At 42.3% G+C, this 18807-nt stretch carries 17 protein-coding genes; 7 read left to right on the top strand and 10 right to left on the bottom strand.

Annotated features, from left to right (window positions below; genetic code table 11):
- Positions 1-196 precede the first annotated feature (196 nt).
- Genes AC0L3Y_RS06845 through AC0L3Y_RS06820 form a run of 6 tightly spaced genes read right to left on the bottom strand, consistent with a single transcriptional unit; the run spans position 197 to position 6334 of the window.
- Positions 197-1738: an AAA family ATPase gene (locus AC0L3Y_RS06845; protein ID WP_473470065.1), complete on the bottom strand. Its 1542-nt coding sequence runs from the start codon at positions 1736-1738 to the stop codon at positions 197-199.
- A 32-nt stretch (positions 1739-1770) separates the two neighbouring features.
- Positions 1771-2877 (bottom strand): 3-dehydroquinate synthase, encoded by a 1107-nt coding sequence (aroB, locus tag AC0L3Y_RS06840; RefSeq protein WP_473470064.1) that lies wholly within the window; start codon positions 2875-2877, stop codon positions 1771-1773.
- Positions 2877-3425 (bottom strand): shikimate kinase, encoded by a 549-nt coding sequence (locus AC0L3Y_RS06835; RefSeq protein WP_473470063.1) that lies wholly within the window; start codon positions 3423-3425, stop codon positions 2877-2879. Before AC0L3Y_RS06835 ends, aroB begins: the two co-directional genes overlap by 1 nt.
- A 42-nt stretch (positions 3426-3467) precedes the next feature.
- Entirely contained in the window at positions 3468-4640 is a 1173-nt protein-coding gene (locus AC0L3Y_RS06830; RefSeq protein ID WP_473470062.1) for a type IV pilus secretin PilQ, read from the bottom strand.
- A gap of 1 nt (position 4641) precedes the next feature.
- Positions 4642-5355, bottom strand: a complete 714-nt coding sequence (locus AC0L3Y_RS06825; RefSeq protein ID WP_473470061.1) for a hypothetical protein — start codon at positions 5353-5355, stop codon at positions 4642-4644.
- A complete protein-coding gene (locus AC0L3Y_RS06820) occupies positions 5324-6334 on the bottom strand; it encodes a hypothetical protein (RefSeq protein WP_473470060.1) in 1011 nt (336 codons plus the stop codon). Before AC0L3Y_RS06820 ends, AC0L3Y_RS06825 begins: the two co-directional genes overlap by 32 nt.
- Positions 6335-6502: 168 nt before the next feature.
- Here AC0L3Y_RS06820 and AC0L3Y_RS06815 point away from each other — a divergent pair, with 168 nt between their 5' ends.
- The gene (locus tag AC0L3Y_RS06815; protein ID WP_473470059.1) at positions 6503-8947 is read left to right on the top strand and encodes a penicillin-binding protein 1A; all 2445 of its coding nucleotides are present in this window, start codon (positions 6503-6505) and stop codon (positions 8945-8947) included.
- Between the two features lie 95 nt (positions 8948-9042).
- On the opposite strand, the gene AC0L3Y_RS06810 is transcribed toward AC0L3Y_RS06815, so the two are convergent.
- From AC0L3Y_RS06810 to rpmE, 3 genes are all read right to left on the bottom strand, one after another.
- Positions 9043-10311: a malic enzyme-like NAD(P)-binding protein gene (locus AC0L3Y_RS06810; protein WP_473470058.1), complete on the bottom strand. Its 1269-nt coding sequence runs from the start codon at positions 10309-10311 to the stop codon at positions 9043-9045.
- 168 nt (positions 10312-10479) lie between these two features.
- Positions 10480-11262 (bottom strand): thermonuclease family protein, encoded by a 783-nt coding sequence (locus AC0L3Y_RS06805; protein ID WP_473470056.1) that lies wholly within the window; start codon positions 11260-11262, stop codon positions 10480-10482.
- Positions 11263-11270: 8 nt separating this feature from the next.
- The gene (gene rpmE, locus AC0L3Y_RS06800) at positions 11271-11489 is read right to left on the bottom strand and encodes a 50S ribosomal protein L31 (RefSeq protein WP_473470055.1); all 219 of its coding nucleotides are present in this window, start codon (positions 11487-11489) and stop codon (positions 11271-11273) included.
- Between the two features lie 302 nt (positions 11490-11791).
- On the opposite strand from rpmE, the gene AC0L3Y_RS06795 reads away from it, so the two are divergent.
- The 6 genes from AC0L3Y_RS06795 to AC0L3Y_RS06770 all read left to right on the top strand — a co-directional run bounded on the left by AC0L3Y_RS06795 (position 11792) and on the right by AC0L3Y_RS06770 (position 17891).
- Positions 11792-14023, top strand: a complete 2232-nt coding sequence (locus tag AC0L3Y_RS06795) for a primosomal protein N' (protein ID WP_473470054.1) — start codon at positions 11792-11794, stop codon at positions 14021-14023.
- A gap of 66 nt (positions 14024-14089) precedes the next feature.
- Positions 14090-14713, top strand: a complete 624-nt coding sequence (locus AC0L3Y_RS06790; protein WP_473470053.1) for an SPOR domain-containing protein — start codon at positions 14090-14092, stop codon at positions 14711-14713.
- A gap of 173 nt (positions 14714-14886) precedes the next feature.
- Complete coding sequence (hslV, locus tag AC0L3Y_RS06785; RefSeq protein ID WP_473470052.1) at positions 14887-15450, top strand: ATP-dependent protease subunit HslV; 564 nt, start codon at positions 14887-14889, stop codon at positions 15448-15450.
- 65 nt (positions 15451-15515) lie between these two features.
- Positions 15516-16838, top strand: coding sequence for an ATP-dependent protease ATPase subunit HslU (gene hslU / locus AC0L3Y_RS06780; protein WP_473470051.1), 1323 nt, complete (start codon positions 15516-15518; stop codon positions 16836-16838).
- 9 nt (positions 16839-16847) lie between these two features.
- Complete coding sequence (locus AC0L3Y_RS06775) at positions 16848-17231, top strand: gamma-butyrobetaine hydroxylase family protein (RefSeq protein ID WP_473470050.1); 384 nt, start codon at positions 16848-16850, stop codon at positions 17229-17231.
- A 33-nt stretch (positions 17232-17264) separates the two neighbouring features.
- Positions 17265-17891 (top strand): ubiquinone biosynthesis accessory factor UbiJ, encoded by a 627-nt coding sequence (locus tag AC0L3Y_RS06770; protein ID WP_473470049.1) that lies wholly within the window; start codon positions 17265-17267, stop codon positions 17889-17891.
- Here the strand turns inward: AC0L3Y_RS06770 and AC0L3Y_RS06765 are convergent.
- On the bottom strand, positions 17884-18741 hold the full coding sequence (locus AC0L3Y_RS06765) for a DMT family transporter (RefSeq protein WP_473470048.1): 858 nt from the start codon (positions 18739-18741) through the stop codon (positions 17884-17886). The genes AC0L3Y_RS06770 and AC0L3Y_RS06765 overlap by 8 nt on opposite strands.
- Between the last annotated feature and the right edge of the window lie 66 nt (positions 18742-18807).

The following is an 18807-nucleotide window of genomic DNA, read 5'->3' as shown; positions in this document are numbered from 1 at the left end:
TATCTGTGGTTAGAGTTTTTCCAGACAGAAAATTCCACTGTTCATGCACGTTTTTTAGTTAATTACAGTTAATTTTACTAAATTACATTTTTTTAAAGGTCAAATCTTCACGAAAAGAAGCTCGAAAGACATTCTATGCTCGAAAAACTAGCATAATCAGCTTAAATAACGTGACTTATACTGATAACAGAACAAATCACTGGGCCTTATTAATATCATCTTGTATCCCACGAGCACTGCGTGCCCAAGGGTTAAGAGCTCGAATATCGCTAGGAAGCGTTTCTGCTGCAGCAATAGCTTCACTGCGATTACGATAAGTACCGTAAACAACAACAAACCAATCTTTATCCTTATGTTTCGATTTGAAATAACCAAACGCGTCTACACTACCTTGAGCACGAATAAAGTCTTTTACTGCGTTTATATTATGTGTCCCTAAGAGTTGCAGGGTGTAACGATTAGGATTCTGTGATAACCACCACTGTGTTTTATCTGCGGGGTCTTTAGTTACTACAACACTTTCTTCTGGTGGCTTAACGACTTCTTCTGGTGTTTCAATAACGGGAGCAGCTTCAACTAATGGTGCTTCAGACCTAATAGGAGCTGTTGGAACAACTTCTACATTATCATCGGTATCACTTGTCTGACCATCTGTTGTCGTTCTATTCGATGTACTAATCGGCGGCAATGATGTTCCTGTTGGGATTGGAGGCAAGATAATCTCACCTTCCTGTCCAATTTTTCTCTGCATTGCATCAATCCGAGCAATAGTCTCTGGTGATGACTGCCCTTGCCTTGGACTTAATGGGATCACATTAGTGGTTCTGTCTGCGGCAGGCTCTGACGATTTATCCGAAAATAGCACTGCGACCAAAATACCAAGCATGACCACAGAAAGTAGCGCCATATGGGCTAAAGGAAAGCCCATAGCAAGATTAAAACGCATGCCTGACTTCTTAGACTTATTACCAGCCCCCATCATTGCCTGAGCAATTTGATTAATCTTGCCTGGATAACCGCCAGACTCTTGATGAATTTGCAATATTTGCTTTTCATCAAAAGGAAGATTAATTCCCCCACCTACAGCACGAACACGATGAAGCAAATAAGCACGGGTTTGCTCTAACGAATAAGGGGCAAGTGTAAAAGAGTGACTTAGTTGTTCATAACGTGAACGCTGATAAGTATCTAAATTACGAGAAAGCGAGTACTCACTAAACAACACAACATGAGGAACTGTTTGATTATCTGTCGCTAAAGACATCATATCCAATAGCATACTGACAGCATCAGTATTTAGCTCTTGAGCATTATCAACTAAAACAAGGGTAGATCGCCCCTTCTCTTCAGCGTCATGGGAGAATTTAAGTAAAGGACCAAAGGTAGTTTCATTCGGTGGCTGCGTAAAATGGTCAGCAAAACCAGCATAAATAGCTTGTAATAACTGACCAGCAGTCATCAACATAGAAGCTTTAACACTGCTTACTATGACTGTATCGTCTTGATGCCGCTCAAACTCCATCATGAAGCGACTTTTACCACTTCCCTGAGGCCCTTGAACAACAGAAAGCAAACTACTGTATCGGCTTAAATGCTCAAGTAAGGCAAGTTGTTGATTGCCTTCCTCTGATGCAAAATAGACAGATGTATCTTTTGAGCCAAAAGGGTCCCTCAGCGTCGCTTTGGAGGGCTGATTGAGCTCTTCCTCTAAATCAAACTGAAACTCTGGCTTAGACATAGTCGTCCTTCAACAATAATTCACCAAAAAAATTAAGCAATATTAGCCTGTTTACTGGCCTCTAACGCATCCAACAGACTGTCATTAAAGTCTTCCATAGGAAAGTCTGAAGTGACAATAGCTTCTCCTAATGAAGCCAATAAAACCAAACGCAAGCTACCATCTAATACTTTCTTATCGAGCGCCATACGCCCAATAAAACTATCCAATGTCATGTTTTGAGGTGGTAATACAGGTAGGTTTGCTGCTTGAAAAAGTGCCACTGAACGGCTCACATCTTGCTCAGTTAGATTCCCCATACGCCAGGAAAGATCAATCGCTAAAACACTTCCTGCGGCTACAGCTTCACCATGCAACCAGTTACCATAGCCCATTTCAGTCTCAATCGCATGACCAAAAGTATGACCGAGATTTAAAATAGCACGAATACCACCTTCTCTTTCATCTTGTGCAACAACCTTTGCTTTTGCCAAACAAGATTGATAAATCGCTTCACTAATTTTGTCATTGTCTAACGACATCAAAGTAGACATCTCTTGCTCTAACCAGTCAAAGAATGGTGCGTCACAAATTAAACCGTATTTAATGACTTCAGCCATACCTGCTGACAATTCCCGTTGAGGTAAGCTCAATAAGGTTTCAGTATCAATAATCACTGCTTGAGGCTGATAAAACGCACCAATCATGTTCTTCCCAAGAGGATGATTTACACCGGTTTTACCACCAACGGAGGAATCCACTTGTGATAGCAAGGTAGTCGGAACCTGAATAAAAGGTACACCACGCTGATACGTTGCTGCGGCAAAGCCAGCCATATCACCAACAACACCGCCACCTAGAGCAATTACAGTCGTGGTTCTATTATGCTTTGCCTCTAACAGTGCCGTCATAATGGTGCCATATGTTTCCAACGTTTTGAAAACTTCACCATCAGGTAATACACAAGTATCTACTTTATAGTCAGCAGACAGCATCGACACCATCGCATCAAGATACAAGGGTGCTATGGTTTCGTTTGTCACTATCATGACTTGCTTACCATGAATGGCGTCATCAAAAAGCGCTTTTTTGTGACGAATACCATGCCCTATAAATATAGGATAGCTGCGATCACCAAGATCAACGGTTAACGTACGCATTAAGATACAGAGGTCTCCATTTTAAGATGTCGTTTTATCGCATCCAACACCTTGTTAGCCACGGCCTTTGGATGACGAGCATCAGTTTCTATTACTAGAGTCGCAACGTCTCGATAAAGAGGATCACGCACTTCAAATAACTTTCTTAAGGTGGCTCTAGGGTCGCCTGTTTGTAAAAGAGGACGATGTGTACTTTTTGAAGTCCGGTACAGCTGCTGTGAAACAGAGGCATACAAATAAACAACCAATGCATCGTCTCGAAGCAGATCGCGATTTTCTTCACGCATCACAATACCACCACCCGTTGCCAATACAGAGTTACCTGTATCCTCTTGAATGATTGACGCTAAAGCTTGCGTTTCTCTCTTTCGAAAGCCGTCTTCTCCTTCCCTTTCAAAAATCCAAGGAATATCAGCACCGGCATTGTCTTCTATGACTTTATCTAGGTCATAGAACTCTTTACCCATCGATTGAGAAATCAAACGGCCTATCGTTGTTTTTCCAGCGCCCATTGGGCCTACTAAAATAATATTGGGGGCTTTTATCATTGTATTCAATTACATCGGAGTTAAGCAGATTTGGACTGCGGCCTAGTTATCTGACATTTGTAGCAGCTTTGGCGTAATAAATACAAGTAATTCAACCTTTTCTTGTTGTTTTAGCCGTCTTTTGAACAACTCACCCAACCATGGTATCGCGCTCAAGAAAGGCACTCTGCTTTCTGTCTCGAACTGTTCTTCCCTAAAAATGCCGCCTAAAACCAAGGTTTCTTGGTTTTTCACTACCACTTGTGTTTTTAACCGATTGGTTTCTAAACTAGGGACACCATTAACCAAATCTCCAACAGAGTCTTGATGTATATTTAAAGACAATAAAATACGATCATCCTCTTTTACAAAAGGAGTCACTTCCAACATAAGAGCAGCCTGTCTAAAGTCGACGCTAACTTCATCATCATTCACTGTTTGATATGGTACTTCTGTACCCGACTCTATCCGCGCCATTTGCCCTTCAGATGTAACAATTCTTGGTTTAGAAACAATGTCCGCGGTGCCTTCACTTTCCATCATATCCAGCGTAAAAGACAATAAACTTGAAGTTCCAATACTGGAAAAATCAAGATTCGTTGTTGGCACCAACGCTCCTAAATCCACAGCACCACCAACAGATGAACGCACACCCTCTGATAATTGCGTTGTCCAGTTCACTCCAAACTGTGATTGCGCAGTTCGGCTAACTTGAGCAATTTGCGCACTAATTTCAATTTGCCGCAGCGGCACGTCTAACCAAGCCAAAGTTTCTTGTAAGCCATCAAGAACATCACAGGAATACGTCACTATTGAATTCGTACGGCTGTCTACAACTAAAGATAGGGATGGATATAATGTTTGTAAGTGCGCACCGACCGCTTCCGCTTTAGCATGCTTGATCATCCAATAAGAACGCTGACAACGAGCTGCTTTCGATTCAGCACCTCTGATTGTAGGTTCAAACGCTGGCATTAAAACAGCAACTCGACCTTGCCATTCAAGATGTATGTTTGGCTGTTGTGCAACAGCCTCCATTACATCTTTCCAGCTAGCGTCTTTAATTGATAACGTAAGTTCTTCTTTTATTTCGGGGCTAATAACGACACTTTCGTTCATCTGAGAGGCCAACCAAGGTAGTACTTCTTGTAAAGCACGACCTTCAAAATACACATCCATAGCAAACCCAGTACGAGACCAAAACAATACAACCAGCAACAAAGTTCTAATTTTCAATTTAATCACCTCCATCACCTTTCTCTCGAACTGTTAATGATATTTTGGAACCATCTTTAGTCATTAACGTTACTTGATCAAAAGACACCTCATTAACAGTCAAACCAGCTGAAGGCAACCAGCTTCCTTGCCGAACCCAGTGCCGTTGCTGTTTATGAGCCAATAGAGCCGATGTGTTACTCCCCTCTCTCATTGTCGATAAAATTCGCCAATCTTTTTCTATAAAAGGATTGCTCCGTAATCTTTCCGGTAACCAATTGTGATACTCCCGATTTGCCTTAGGCGTTTTAATATCGAACAGTAGTCGCCCTTGCCATTGACCATTCAGTTCTTTTTCCCAATAAACAGATTGCAAACCAAGAGCCACATGTTCTTCTACTTTTTCAAGTAAGTTTTGCCACTCAACAATTCCAGCACTACCTTCAAGTAACCATTGGGTAGGAACTGCAATTTTTTCCGACACAATACGATGATTCACCCAAGGCGTACTTATAAATGCAGCACTTTTAAGCCTATCTGCTTGTTCTTGTATTCGCCTCCATTCTATTTCTGCTCGCTCTTTTTGCTTTAGCCGGCGATTCATATCATTTTGAGCGTCTGACAGGAGTGGATACCAAAGTGCCAACTGCAACATAATAAAGAGACAAACCATCGACCCTTTAATTTTATAAAACGAAGAAGTGTTATTTCTTAGATATTTCAATAGAGATATCATCCATCACCTCCTCACCACTTAACCCACTAGGTTGATCATCAAATTCTCGCTTCCATGTAAACTGCCAAGAGGAATAATCTTGACGCCAGCGACCAAGCAATGGAGCAAGTTCTTGTCGTGGCAAGGTCACCTGAAGAACAGCTTGATCAAAACCAGCATCAAACTGCACAAGGCGAACTGAAGTAGGCAAGGTTTGAATAAAGGCGAGTGCAGATGCAACAAAAGCCGTACTTGTGGCACTAGATTCCCATTCAGATTTAAGCGTTACGATACCTTGACGATCAGTCAGCACTTTTTCGGTTTGCTGTTGCAAGGCCCAAAAATAGAAATACGCCCCGCTGTGAACAAGTACACTGCACAAAACGAGAAGCCCCCAGAGTCGTAACGCCCTTTTGTTTATTTCTTTTTCAGGTTGATAAATGGATAAGGCATGCTTTCGTAAAAAAGACCAAGAACGATTACGTACTGACACATCAAACCACTGGGCTTGAGACATCAAAATACAAGAAGCTCCGAATGCTTGAAAAGGTGAGCATAATTGAGCTCTCCACTCACAGGTACAGGCAAACACAGTTAACTGGGACTGTTTTCCTTCCAGCACTCTCTGTCGATAATTAAACATCAAGGTTTCTGGCTCAGTAAAGGTTGTTTCTAGAGCATAGCTCAGTGCAGCCAGGGGCTCTAATGCTCTTGGAATAATATGATCAACTCGGTGCTGAGAGACTGAAATCCAATTATCAGGTACAACGACAATCACTCTAGCTTTGTCGTTAAGGAAACCATTGCAAACTTTACTATGAAGGGCACTGTTAGAGCGTATGTTATAAAACGAAATATCTTTTTGAATAGATTCTAGTTGGGCAACATTGGGAGCTGTAACTTCTTCCTGAAATAAAGAAGAAGTTATTTGATCAACATCAGTTCCATTGAAAAGTATGCATTTCCGTGTCGAGTACACAGCCACAGAATAAGCGTTCATAAGCTTCATCATTCATCCTTGAAATATTAAGCAATAAGAGCGAGGATTTCTTTTGGCTTCCTTACCAATTAATTAACAAGATAACACGATTTGATGCAAAGTTAAGCGCCAAATTTGAGAAGATCTTAGGTATAATGCCATTTTCCATACAGCATAAATTGGTTTTATATGGCTAAGGCATTCAAAATATTACTTATTCTAGGTCTCCTTGGTGCTCTTTGCGCTGCGGGCATAACCTATGCCGTTTATTATAATGTAAAAGATCGCATCCCAACGGTTGAAGAACTCAAAGATATTGAGCTAAGAATCCCATTACGTATCTATACCGCCGATAACCAACTTATAGGTGAATTCGGCGAACAACGTCGCTCACCGATAGATTATGCTGAAATACCAAAAGATTTAGAACATGCTATTTTAGCCGCAGAAGACACTAACTTTTACCATCACCCTGGGGTTGATATCTTAGGTTTAGGTCGAGCGGTTGTTCAATTAATTACTACCGGACAAAAACAAGGGGGTGGTAGTACCATCACCATGCAGGTAGCAAGGAACTACTTTCTATCATTCGAACAGACTTATACTCGTAAATTTACAGAAATATTTATCGCGTTAAAAATGGAACGTGAACTTAGTAAACACGAAATCCTCGAACTTTATGTTAATAAGATTTATCTAGGTAATCGGGCTTATGGTTTTGAAGCCGCAGCACAAGTTTACTATGGCAAAAACCTTGCTGATTTAAACCTTGCTCAACTTGCTATGATCGCAGGATTACCAAAAGCACCTTCTCGCTACAACCCTGTCGTAAACCCTTCTCGTGCCCTAATTCGCCGTAACTGGATTCTACAACGTATGCTGTCATTAGGCATGATTGACAAAGTTGCTTACCAAACTGCTGTTGAAGCACCTATCACTTCTAAAAATCACGGAGTGACACCCGATATTGAAGCTGGCTATATTGCTGAAATGGTTCGTTCTGAACTCTATAGCACCTTTGGTGACGACCTTTATAGTACTGGCATGACAGTTTATACAACCATAGATTCTGGACGTCAGAAAGCCGCTAACGAAGCCGTATTCAATGGTGTTCTGAATTACGATACTCGTCATGGTTACCGAGGCTCTATCGAAACACGTATTGATCTCATCGACGCACCATTAGAAGAACAAGAAAAAGCCCTGCAAGATATTTCTCGGTTCAGCAATTGGCAGACAGCATTAGTGATTTCGACAGAAGAAAACACGGCTGATGTTCGTTTAGCTGATGGCAGCCGTGCAACCTTGTTGTGGGATGCCGTGAAATGGGCAAAACCTTATATCGATGAAAACTCACAAGGCAAACCTCCTACCATAATGGGAGACGTTCTCGTACCAGGAGACATCATTCGTCTTCGCCCACATGAAAAGCTGGGCTGGGTATTAACACAAAAACCAACGGTTCAAACTGCCCTTATCTCATTAAACAGTAAAAACGGTGGTATCGAAGCTTTAGTCGGTGGCTTTAATTTCTATGAGAACAAGTTCAATCGAATCACCCAATCAAAACGCCAACCTGGCTCGAACTTTAAACCTTTCGTTTATGCCAGTGCATTAAGCCGAGGCTATACCGCGGCAAGCATCATAAATGACGCGCCTGTTGTTTTTAATGATACCAACCTAGCTTCTGCATGGCGTCCGACAAATGATGGTGGTAAGTTCTATGGTCCAACACGATTACGCCAAGCACTTTATCGATCACAAAATATTGTGTCTGTTCGTTTGCTTGATGAATTAGGAATTCGCCCAACACTTAATTTCTTACGTCGCTTTGGGTTTGATCCTGATGAACTGCCGCACAACCTTTCTCTTTCGCTAGGCAGTGCAAATTTATCTCCTCTACAAATTGCTGCAGGTTATGCTGTTTTCTCGAATGGCGGATATCAAATTCAGCCTTACTTGATTGATAAAGTGGTCGATAGAAACAACGAAGTGTTATTCCAAGCCAACCCATTAACGGTTTGTGTAACCTGTACACAACTTGAGAAAACAACGTCAGATGAACCTCAAATGGGCTTATTTGAGACAAATGACGGCATCCGTAGCTTACCTCTCGCACCCCAAGTTCTCGACCCAGAAGTTAACTACATCATCTATGACATGATGCGTGATGTTATTAAATACGGTACTGGACGACGTGCTCTTGTACTTCGTCGTGATGACATTGCAGGTAAAACAGGAACAACAAACGATGGTCGTGATGCATGGTTCTCCGGATTTAATGGAGATATAGTGACATCAGTCTGGAGCGGCTTTGATAACTCTTCACCATTAGGTCGTGGGGAATGGGGTGGCTCAGTCTCTTTACCACCTTGGATAGACTACATGCGTTACGCGTTGAAAGACTCACCGTCTTCTTTTGTGACAAAACCTTCATCACTGGTGACCGTACGTATCGACCCTAAAACGGGAGAACGCGCTTTACCTGGTCAAGCAAATGCGATTTTCGAAATCTTCAGAAAGGAGCACGTTCCACCAGAGCGCGAACTAGATCTACCCGCCTTGAACAATAATGCAGGTAATGAAGTGCAAGAAGAGAAACAAGAAAATAATGCATTAGAGAATTTATTCTAAAGAAGTAGTCGATTGCCTACATCACACAATTTTCTTTAATAGAAAAAAGGCGATATCTGAATCAGATATCGCCTTTTTTATACAGCACTTTTTACTTAAACACCAAAGTGATCAAGGTTTTCAAGCGGATAAAAATTTGGGTATGGAAGCATTGCCACACCAGAATCGACTGCAGCACGAGCAACCGCTGCAGAAACAACGTTAAGAAGACGAGCATCCATTGGTTTTGGCAAGATATATTCTTTACCGAAGCTCAATGCTGTGCCGCCATACGCTGCAACTACATCTGCTGGTGCCTCTTCTTTCGCAAGGTCTTTCAATGCGTGAACCGCTGCCACTTTCATTTCTTCGTTGATCTTAGTCGCACGAACGTCTAATGCACCACGAAAGATGAAAGGAAAGCCAAGTACGTTGTTTACTTGGTTAGGGTAGTCAGAACGACCCGTTGCCATGATCAAGTCATCACGAGTCGCACGAGCCAACTCAGGATTAATTTCTGGATCAGGATTTGAACAAGCAAAAACAATTGGATTCGCGGCCATTTTACTAAGTTGATCAGCAGAGAATAAATCTGGACCAGATACACCGATGAAAACATCCGCACCAACAATAGCATCATCCAAGGTGCGCTTATCAGTGTCGATCGCAAACATAGCTTTAAACTGATTCAAATCATCACGGCCAGAATGAATCACACCCTTACGGTCAAGGACAAAAATATTTTCACGTTGTGCGCCACAAGCAATAATCAGCTTCATACAAGCTGTCGCTGCAGCACCAGCACCTAAGCAAACAATTTTTGCATCCGCAATGTTTTTACCTTGAAGTTCAAGCGCGTTCAAAAGGCCAGCGGCCGTTACAATCGCAGTACCATGCTGATCATCATGGAAAACAGGAATAGAACAACGCTCAATCAATTGGCGTTCGATCTCAAAACATTCAGGAGCTTTGATGTCTTCTAAGTTGATGCCACCGTATGTGTTAGCAATACGAGCAACAGTATCGATAAAAGCTTGCGGACTTTCAGACTCAACTTCTATATCAACAGAGTTAATACCAGCAAAGCGTTTAAACAATAAACCTTTACCTTCCATTACTGGCTTACTTGCTAATGGACCTAAGTTACCCAAGCCAAGAATTGCAGAACCGTCAGAGATAACCGCAACGAGATTACCCTTACCTGTGTAACGGTAAGCATTTTCTGGGTCTTTTGCGATTTCACGACAAGGCTCAGCCACACCTGGACTATAAGCTAGAGCAAGGTCACGGGCGGTTGCCGTTGGTTTAGTAATAGTAACGCTTAGTTTACCTGGAACTGGATACTCATGGTAATCCAGTGCAGCTTGCATAATATCTTCTGCCATTGTGATGTTTCCGTCTATTTGGTGTTATTAATTAGTTTTATATAGCCAAACTGGCCCTTGTTTCAAAACTTAAAAAGCTTCAAAAGTGGAACCTTATCATTCTGTATCACTAGAGTAGTCTATATAAACAACTCTTTAAAGTATGAAACCATAGCAATATTCTATCATTCAATGATAAATAGAAGATTTGATTTCAGACAAATCATTAGGATGCTTTACAGAAAGTACCCAAGACTTAAATGCTGTATTACGATTTTTTCTTTGATGTTGCCAACCTCGTACTTCTATTTCCTTGCCTTCAAGATAAAACACTTTTTGGGCAGGCCAATAATCCATGACAGAGGGTGACAAATTAATCACTAGATCCTGATTGGTTTCTAACCACCAACCGCCTCGGTTCTTAGTAATAGATGTGATGGTGACACGAGATATTGCAAATCCAGCTTTTGGCTGCCATTGCAAGGTTTGCTGCCATAATCCTTTGTGGGCGCTACGGGCTACGGCTTCAGCGTTTTTAAAACACGCCTGATATGCCAAGTTAGGCGGCACCGCAATACGATAACCAAGTCCTTCGGATAGTAACTGACTTGTTAGTGAAATACGATCTTTATCAAAAAGGTAATATAAGTGTCGACCATATCGATCCCGGCCGCTTTTTGCTTCTTGAATATAAACAAATTGATCTACAAGCGAACGAAGAAAAGCAGTCGCTTCAACGGCATAAGAATCATGACGACCATACTTATGATCTAGCTCTGGTGTATTTATGCCCACCAAACGAACTTTACGTCCATCGGTTAGATGTATTGTATCTCCATCCACCACTTTTTTAATTTTAGCTTTTTCAAGTTCATCCGTCGCTTCACACAGCTCGGATGCTCGAATCGTAAAGGACAAAAACAAAAAAAGCGCCAAGAAAACTTGGCGCTTTTTTAGTGCGTTCACAATCATTCCACTGCTTATTGAGCAGTAGTGCGACGTGCTCCGAAACGCTTGTTGAAGCGATCAACACGACCACCAGTATCCAACATTTTTTGTTGACCTGTGTAGAAAGGGTGACAGTTGCTACATACGTCGATGTGCATGTCTTTACCGGCAGTTGAATTAAGGTTCAGAGTATTACCACAAGTACAAGTTGCAGTAAGCGCAGAGTAAGCTGGATGAATATCTTGTTTCATTGTATTTACCTTTGGTTTTATGTGCCGCCACTTGATCAATAGAAATGGGTAATAAATTACCTGCCAAGCACCGCACGTTTTGCTGTACAGAAATTGTACCGCAGTTTTAAGAACCGCCTACTTTATTGATGAATCATTAAATAAGCAACTTTTTTATTACTCTATCCTTATAAATGCCACACTTTCTTATAAAATTGCCTCTCGCACCTAACCACCACTCTGTCGTACACTTAATTCATTAGTCTATTTTCTGCTTTTTATTTAATTTTCTGCTTTAACTGAACAAGGGTCTAACCTAACGCATGCAAGAGGCGCTTCTTACTCCATACCCTTTCATCAAGGTCGCTTTACCAGTACCTATGCGTACTTTATTTGACTATAAAGTACCAAAGGCTATTGCCCTAAGACATGAATTAAAACCAGGGATGCGAATCAAGGTACCTTTTGGAAAAAGCAGTCGTCTTGGCGTTATTGTCGCTTTAAGCGAAGCCAGCGATTGGGATCCAGAACAAGTCAAACCACTCACCTCCTTGCATGACGAAAGCCCTGTCATTACCCCTGAGCTCATGGCACTGTGCGAATGGGCTGCTCGTTATTATCATCACCCTATTGGTGATGTCATTTTTCACGCGCTACCTGTGCTCTTACGAAAAGGTGAAAATGCTGAGTTTCGTACAGAAAACTGGTGGCTGACGACACCAGAAGGTCAAAACCTTCCTCTCGATCAATTAAGTCGAGCACCACGACAGCAAGACTTCCTAAAAGCCGTTCAACAGCATCCAAACGGATTAAGTCAGCAAGCTGTCTCTGTTCTGGATCTTGCACCTGCAGCTGGTAAAACTTTGGAAGAAAAAGGTCTACTACGCCGAGAGCCTCGCTCATTTAACAAAGGTGGTGAAAAACATTCACACCAAACACAAGTACCACCAACACTCAATCCAGAACAAGCTCTCGCAACAGAAGAACTGTTAGATACTCGCCATCACTTTCATGTGTCCTTGTTAGATGGCGTCACAGGGAGTGGCAAAACCGAAGTTTTTCTGCGTCTTATGGAACGTCTTATAGAGGAAGGTAAACAGATCCTAGTAATGGTGCCAGAGATTGGCCTAACACCACAGACACTAAAACGCTTTGAAGTCCGCTTTAACACTGACATTGTTTTAATGCATTCCAATATGAGTGATAGAGAACGCTTAGATGCTTGGTTACTAGCCGCCAATGGACATGCGAAAATTATTATTGGTACACGTTCGTCCGCTTTTATTCCCGCACCGAATCTTGGCCTAATCGTGATAGATGAAGAACACGACACCTCTTACAAACAGCATGAAGGTTTTCGTTATCACGCCCGTGATCTTGCCATTAAACGTGCTCAATCTTTAGACATTCCAGTTCTACTGGCATCGGCAACACCATCTTATGAAAGTTTAACCAATGCCCTGCAAAAAAAATTCACTTGGTTAAAGCTTAGAAAACGTGCCGGAAATGCTCATATTCCAGAAATGGAGCGAGTGGATCTTCGAGGAAAAAGCCTGATTCACGGATTCAGTGAACACGCCCTTGCTAGCATGAAACTGTGTTTAGAACGTAAAGAACAAGTTCTCATATTCTTGAATCGACGAGGCTATGCACCAACACTCATGTGCCATCAATGCGGTTGGATTGCTGCCTGCGATCATTGTGACGTGAATCTCACCGTTCATAAACGTGCTAATAAGCTACATTGCCACCATTGTGATACTCAAAAAGCTTTACTGCACACTTGTCCAGAATGTCAGTCAGAAGAACTCTTTACCGTAGGGGAAGGAACCGAACAGATAGAAACCCAGCTGCACACACTTTTTAAAGATACACCTATCTTACGAATTGATAGAGACAGCACTCAACGTAAGACTGCGATGGAAAAGCTTACGCAGAAGATCCATGAACATGATCAGGCAATCCTTATTGGCACTCAAATGCTTGCCAAAGGACATCACTTTCCAAATGTTACCTTGGTCATTATTATGGATGCCGATGCAGGGCTTTTTTCCTCCGACTTTAGAGGCATGGAACGAACCGCACAACTAATCACCCAGGTCGCAGGTCGAGCGGGTCGAGCGAAAAAGCCAGGTCATGTGTTACTGCAAACCTATCACCCAGATCATGCTGCAATAGAATGTTTATGTAATCTTGGCTACGAACATTTCGCTATTGATGGTTTAGCCGAGCGCAAGTCTTTATCTCTACCACCCTTCTATCATCAGGTAATCGTTCGAGCAGAATCCAGTAATGAACAGGAAGCTATGCAGCTTTTAGCGGCGATGAGAAACGACTTAGAACCCTACTTTGCAAAAGATGTGTATCTTGTTGGCCCTTATGCCGCCATCATAGTTCGAAAGGCAGGACAACATAGAGCTCTTATCTCGATTAAGTCTCCACACCGTGGCCCTTTGCATCAAGCAACACAAATGATCACCCAATGGTTGGAACAATCTACAAGACAACACAAAATTCGTTTTGCTATTGACGTTGATCCACTGGAAACTTACTAACCAAGCAAGCATAATGTGCGCATTGCACACGGTGTCTCAACTTATAAAAAGTCAAAAGCCCAAACTATGTTTAATCCCATTCAAATTGCAGCAAAAGGAAGTCGCCCAAAGAAAGGTGCGACTCGTCGATCGTCTCCACCACCAAAACGCAAAACGCCTTGGTGGTTATGGCTTTTAGTACCTATTATATTGGTGGCTTTTATTTATGGATTGATGCAACTTAGCCAAGTCGAACCAAAAACCAAGCCAGTACCAGTAGTAAAACCACAAGTACAACCGAAGACAGTAGCACCTAAGGCTCAGGCAAAAGTACAGGCGAAAAAGGAACCTACAGTCAAAGCTGTACCAAAGAAAGACACATTCGAGTTTTATCAAATACTGCAAGACAGTGAAGTCGACACCAGCCATGTAGACGCTTATCAATCAACCCCCCGTGGCGAGCAAGACTTTTACTACATGCTTCAAGCTGCTTCCTTCCGCAGCCCAGAAGATGCAGACAGATTACGAGCTAAATTAATTTTATCAGGGTTAGTTGAAACCAGTATCCGGAAAACTATTGGTAAAGACGATTTACCTTGGTATCGCGTCATACTTGGTCCTTATGAGTCACGTTCAAAAATGAATAGAGCAGAGGACAAACTCGTTTCGATGGAAATATCCCCTTATTCTTATCGAATAAACAAAGAATAAGTCCTCTCATCACCAATTCTTCAGAGGAATCGTCAAATATGGCGAGTTTCTGAAGAAGTATAAATACCTTCCTTAGATTGCATACTAAATGTGAAACCCATTTCTGTATGCAATCTTCGCTTGAAATCCTTTCGCTCGCCCCCATTTCGTTAGTATCGAAACTGGAGTAGACCATGACAACGATTCTTACTGTACGTAAAGGCAACCAAGTCGTCGTAGGCGGCGATGGACAAGTTTCTCTAGGCAACACTGTGATGAAGGGTAACGCTCGTAAAGTGCGTCGCTTATACCATGGTGAAGTAATTGCTGGATTCGCAGGTGGCACGGCTGATGCTTTCACTTTATTCGAACGATTCGAAGGTCAGCTTGAAAAGCATCAAGGCCATCTCGTTCGTGCTGCGGTTGACCTTGCTAAAGATTGGCGTTCAGACAGAGCACTGCGCAAACTAGAAGCCATGCTGATTGTCGCGAATAAAGAAAGCACCTTAATTATCACTGGCACAGGCGATGTTGTTGAACCTCAACACGGCGCACTGGCTATCGGTTCAGGCGGCAATTATGCTGAAGCCGCTGCACGTGCCTTAATCGACAACACAGAACTTTCTGCAAGAGACATTGTTGAGAAAAGCCTTAACATAGCGGCTGATATTTGTGTCTTCACAAACCATAGCTTAACGGTCGAAGAAATCACTATCGATCCTCAAATTGAAGACAAGTCCGCTGAACATGCGAACTAACAAGTGCGCACACTAAAATACCCTAAACAAGCACTTGAACACTCAAGAACATAAAGAGAATGAATATGAGTAACATGACCCCAAGAGAGACGGTTAACGCCTTAGACAACCATATTATTGGCCAACAAAAAGCCAAACGAGCGGTAGCCATTGCACTACGTAACCGCTGGCGTCGCATGCAACTTCCTGAAGAAATGCGCGCAGAAGTGACACCAAAAAATATCCTCATGATTGGGCCAACAGGTGTGGGTAAAACCGAGATTGCTCGTCGCTTAGCTAAACTATCAAACGCGCCTTTTATTAAAATCGAAGCCACAAAATTTACTGAAGTGGGTTATGTTGGTCGCGATGTCGAATCCATCATTCGTGATCTCGTAGAAATGGCAATCAAAATGCTTCGCGAACAAGAAACAGCTAAGCTACGCCACAAAGCAGAAGATGCCGCTGAAGATCGTATTCTCGATGTATTGTTACCTCCTGCTCGTGGTGGCGATCCAGAATTAGAAGATAACAGTACTCGACAAACTTTCCGTAAAAAATTACGTGAAGGCCAACTTGATGATAAAGAAATAGATATAGATGTCGCTGACGCACCAATTGGCGTTGAAATCATGACTCCACCTGGCATGGAAGAAATGACCAGCCAGCTGCAAAACATGTTCTCTAATTTTGGTTCGAATAAAACCAAAAAACGTAAAATGAAAGTTAAAGAAGCTTTACGCCAAGTTCGTGATGAAGAAGCAGCTAAGCTAGTAAATGAAGAAGAACTAAAAGCACGAGCGGTTGACGCAGTAGAACAGAACGGCATTGTATTCTTAGACGAAATCGATAAGGTTGCGAAAAGCTCTGAACGTTCTGGGGGCGAAGTGTCTCGTGAAGGTGTACAGCGTGATTTACTGCCTCTGGTTGAAGGTTGTACCGTAAGTACCAAATACGGCATGGTGAAAACAGACCACATTTTGTTCATCGCATCTGGCGCGTTCCACCTGTCTAAACCATCAGATTTGATTCCTGAACTACAAGGTCGCTTACCTATTCGTGTCGAATTAGATGCGCTTACCGTGGACGACTTCAAACGTATTTTAGTTGAACCAAGCGCATCACTAACGAAACAATATGTTGCTTTGGCTAAAACCGAGAACATCAATTTAAACTTCACCGCAGAAGGCATTCATCGTCTTGCTGAAATTGCTTTCCAAGTAAATGAACGTACTGAAAACATCGGTGCACGTCGCTTACACACGGTGTTAGAGCGCTTGTTAGAAGAAGTGTCTTACTCTGCCAGCGATATGCCAGATGATCAGACGATTGATATCACAGCCGCTTACGTAGACGAGCAGCTGGGTGAAATCGCTGAAAACGAAGACTTAAGCCAATACATTCTGTAGGAAACCATTATGGCAACACCGACGCCAACACACATTCACTATCACAAGCAGTCTCGTGAGTTGGCGTTGACCTTTGCTGACGGTCAAAGCTTTCGCCTAAGTGCTGAATACCTCCGTATTCACTCGCCTTCGGCTGAAGTTCGTGGACACGGTATGCAAATGCCAATCCTCCAGTATGGAAAAAAAGACGTAAAAGTGAACGACGTGGAAGGCGCTGGTAATTATGCGCTGAAAATTTCCTTTGATGATGGTCACGATACCGGTCTTTATACATGGGAGTATCTCTACAACTTGGGCAAAAACCGTGATGAACTTTGGCAAATGTATCTAGACCGCCTTGAAAAAGAAGGCCAGACGCGGGAAACTTCGGTTATCCAAATTCATCAGCTTTAAATCGCTGTTTTAAACCATTATCAGGAAAGCCTCATGGGTTCACTTAGCTTGTCAGCAATCAGCGCTATTGAAAGTGCTATCAATCTTGCCTTAAAACAAGACACTCCTTCTCAAGATCGTCTGACTAAGTTAGCGGGACAACAGGTTTTTCTGTACATCGAAGACTTTTCCTTCATTTTACAAATCCATATTCTTGAACAAGGCGTCATGCTGCATCGTCCAGAAAGTTTGGACGAAGTAGAACTTGATCCACGCCTCGACACATTAGTGCAAGGACCAAGCTCAGCCTATAGAAAACTACTTGAAGGTGATGGATTTTTTGATGGTGATTTACGTATTCAAGGCAACGCACAAGCCTTGATGACACTGCATAAAGTCATGGAGAATTTTGAATTCGATTGGGAAGGTTTATTAGCCGATTATATCGGCGACTTACCCGCTTCAGCCTTGGCGCGTTTACTGCGCACGCAATGGTCATGGAGCAAAGAGTTCACTACCCATGCCCGCATTCAGCTTGTGAACCACTTACAATCAGACAGCCAACTTTTACCAAGCAAGATTGAAATCGAACACCATATCGATAACTTAGAGAAGTTTGGTACGCAACTTGATCGAACAGAAGCAAGATTGAGAATATTAGAAAAGAAACTTTCTAACTAGCTTTCGCCCTACTCAAATAGACGCCGGCAATAGTCACCACAAAGCCTACTATTTGAATAGTCGTCATCGACTCACTAAACAAGAAATAACTCTCTACCGCGGCCAAAGGTGGTGCGAGCAATAACATGGTAGATACTTGAGACGCTTTGGTTTTTCTCAGTAGAAAAACCATTAAGAAAACGCCACAGCCCGACAATACAAGAACACCCCACACAACCAATGCGAAAGATTGCCATTGCATAACAAATAACTGTTCACCAAGGAAAAGCATAAAGCCGCAGGAAACGACACTGGCTGCAAGGTTTTGCACCGCCATGGAACTGAAAATATCAGACGATGAAATAGACATTTTTTGGTAAGTCATGCCAAGAGAAAGCGCTAGTATTGCAGTACAAGCAAGTACCAAAGTGAGTACAGAAACGCCACCACTGCTTATGCTTAATGCTGGGCTAACTACCAAAAACAGACCAAACATACCGACAAATATGCCAACAATGCCTTTAAAAGAGGTCTTCTCTTTTATCAATAAGAATGCCAACAAGGTCACCAAAGCTGGCTGCAAGGCGCCAATTAAAGCCATAATTCCCGCAGGTAATCCCTTGGCTATAGCAACATAAGCGAAACCGAGATAAAAGCCATTCATCAACATACCAGCAATAATATGCTTAGGTAGCTCCTTCCTCTTAGGAAAAGGTCGACGCAGTAATAACGCAATAGTTGCGAATAATAAACCAGCACACACAAAACGAATGCTCAGATACACATTAGGGTCAATCAATCCGACAATAAATTTCCCAGTGATAAACCCCATAGACCAAATGAGCACTAGTAGTAGGTATAAAAACGCCATTAAATTTCTTCCGCTAAATACATTAGATAGACACTCATTAAGTTGATAACAAGTAACCTTTAACAA

This window comes from Marinomonas sp. GJ51-14, assembly GCF_055808695.1.
The sequence above is the reverse complement of the archived record's forward strand: the minus strand, read 5'-3'. Positions and strand labels throughout refer to the sequence as shown.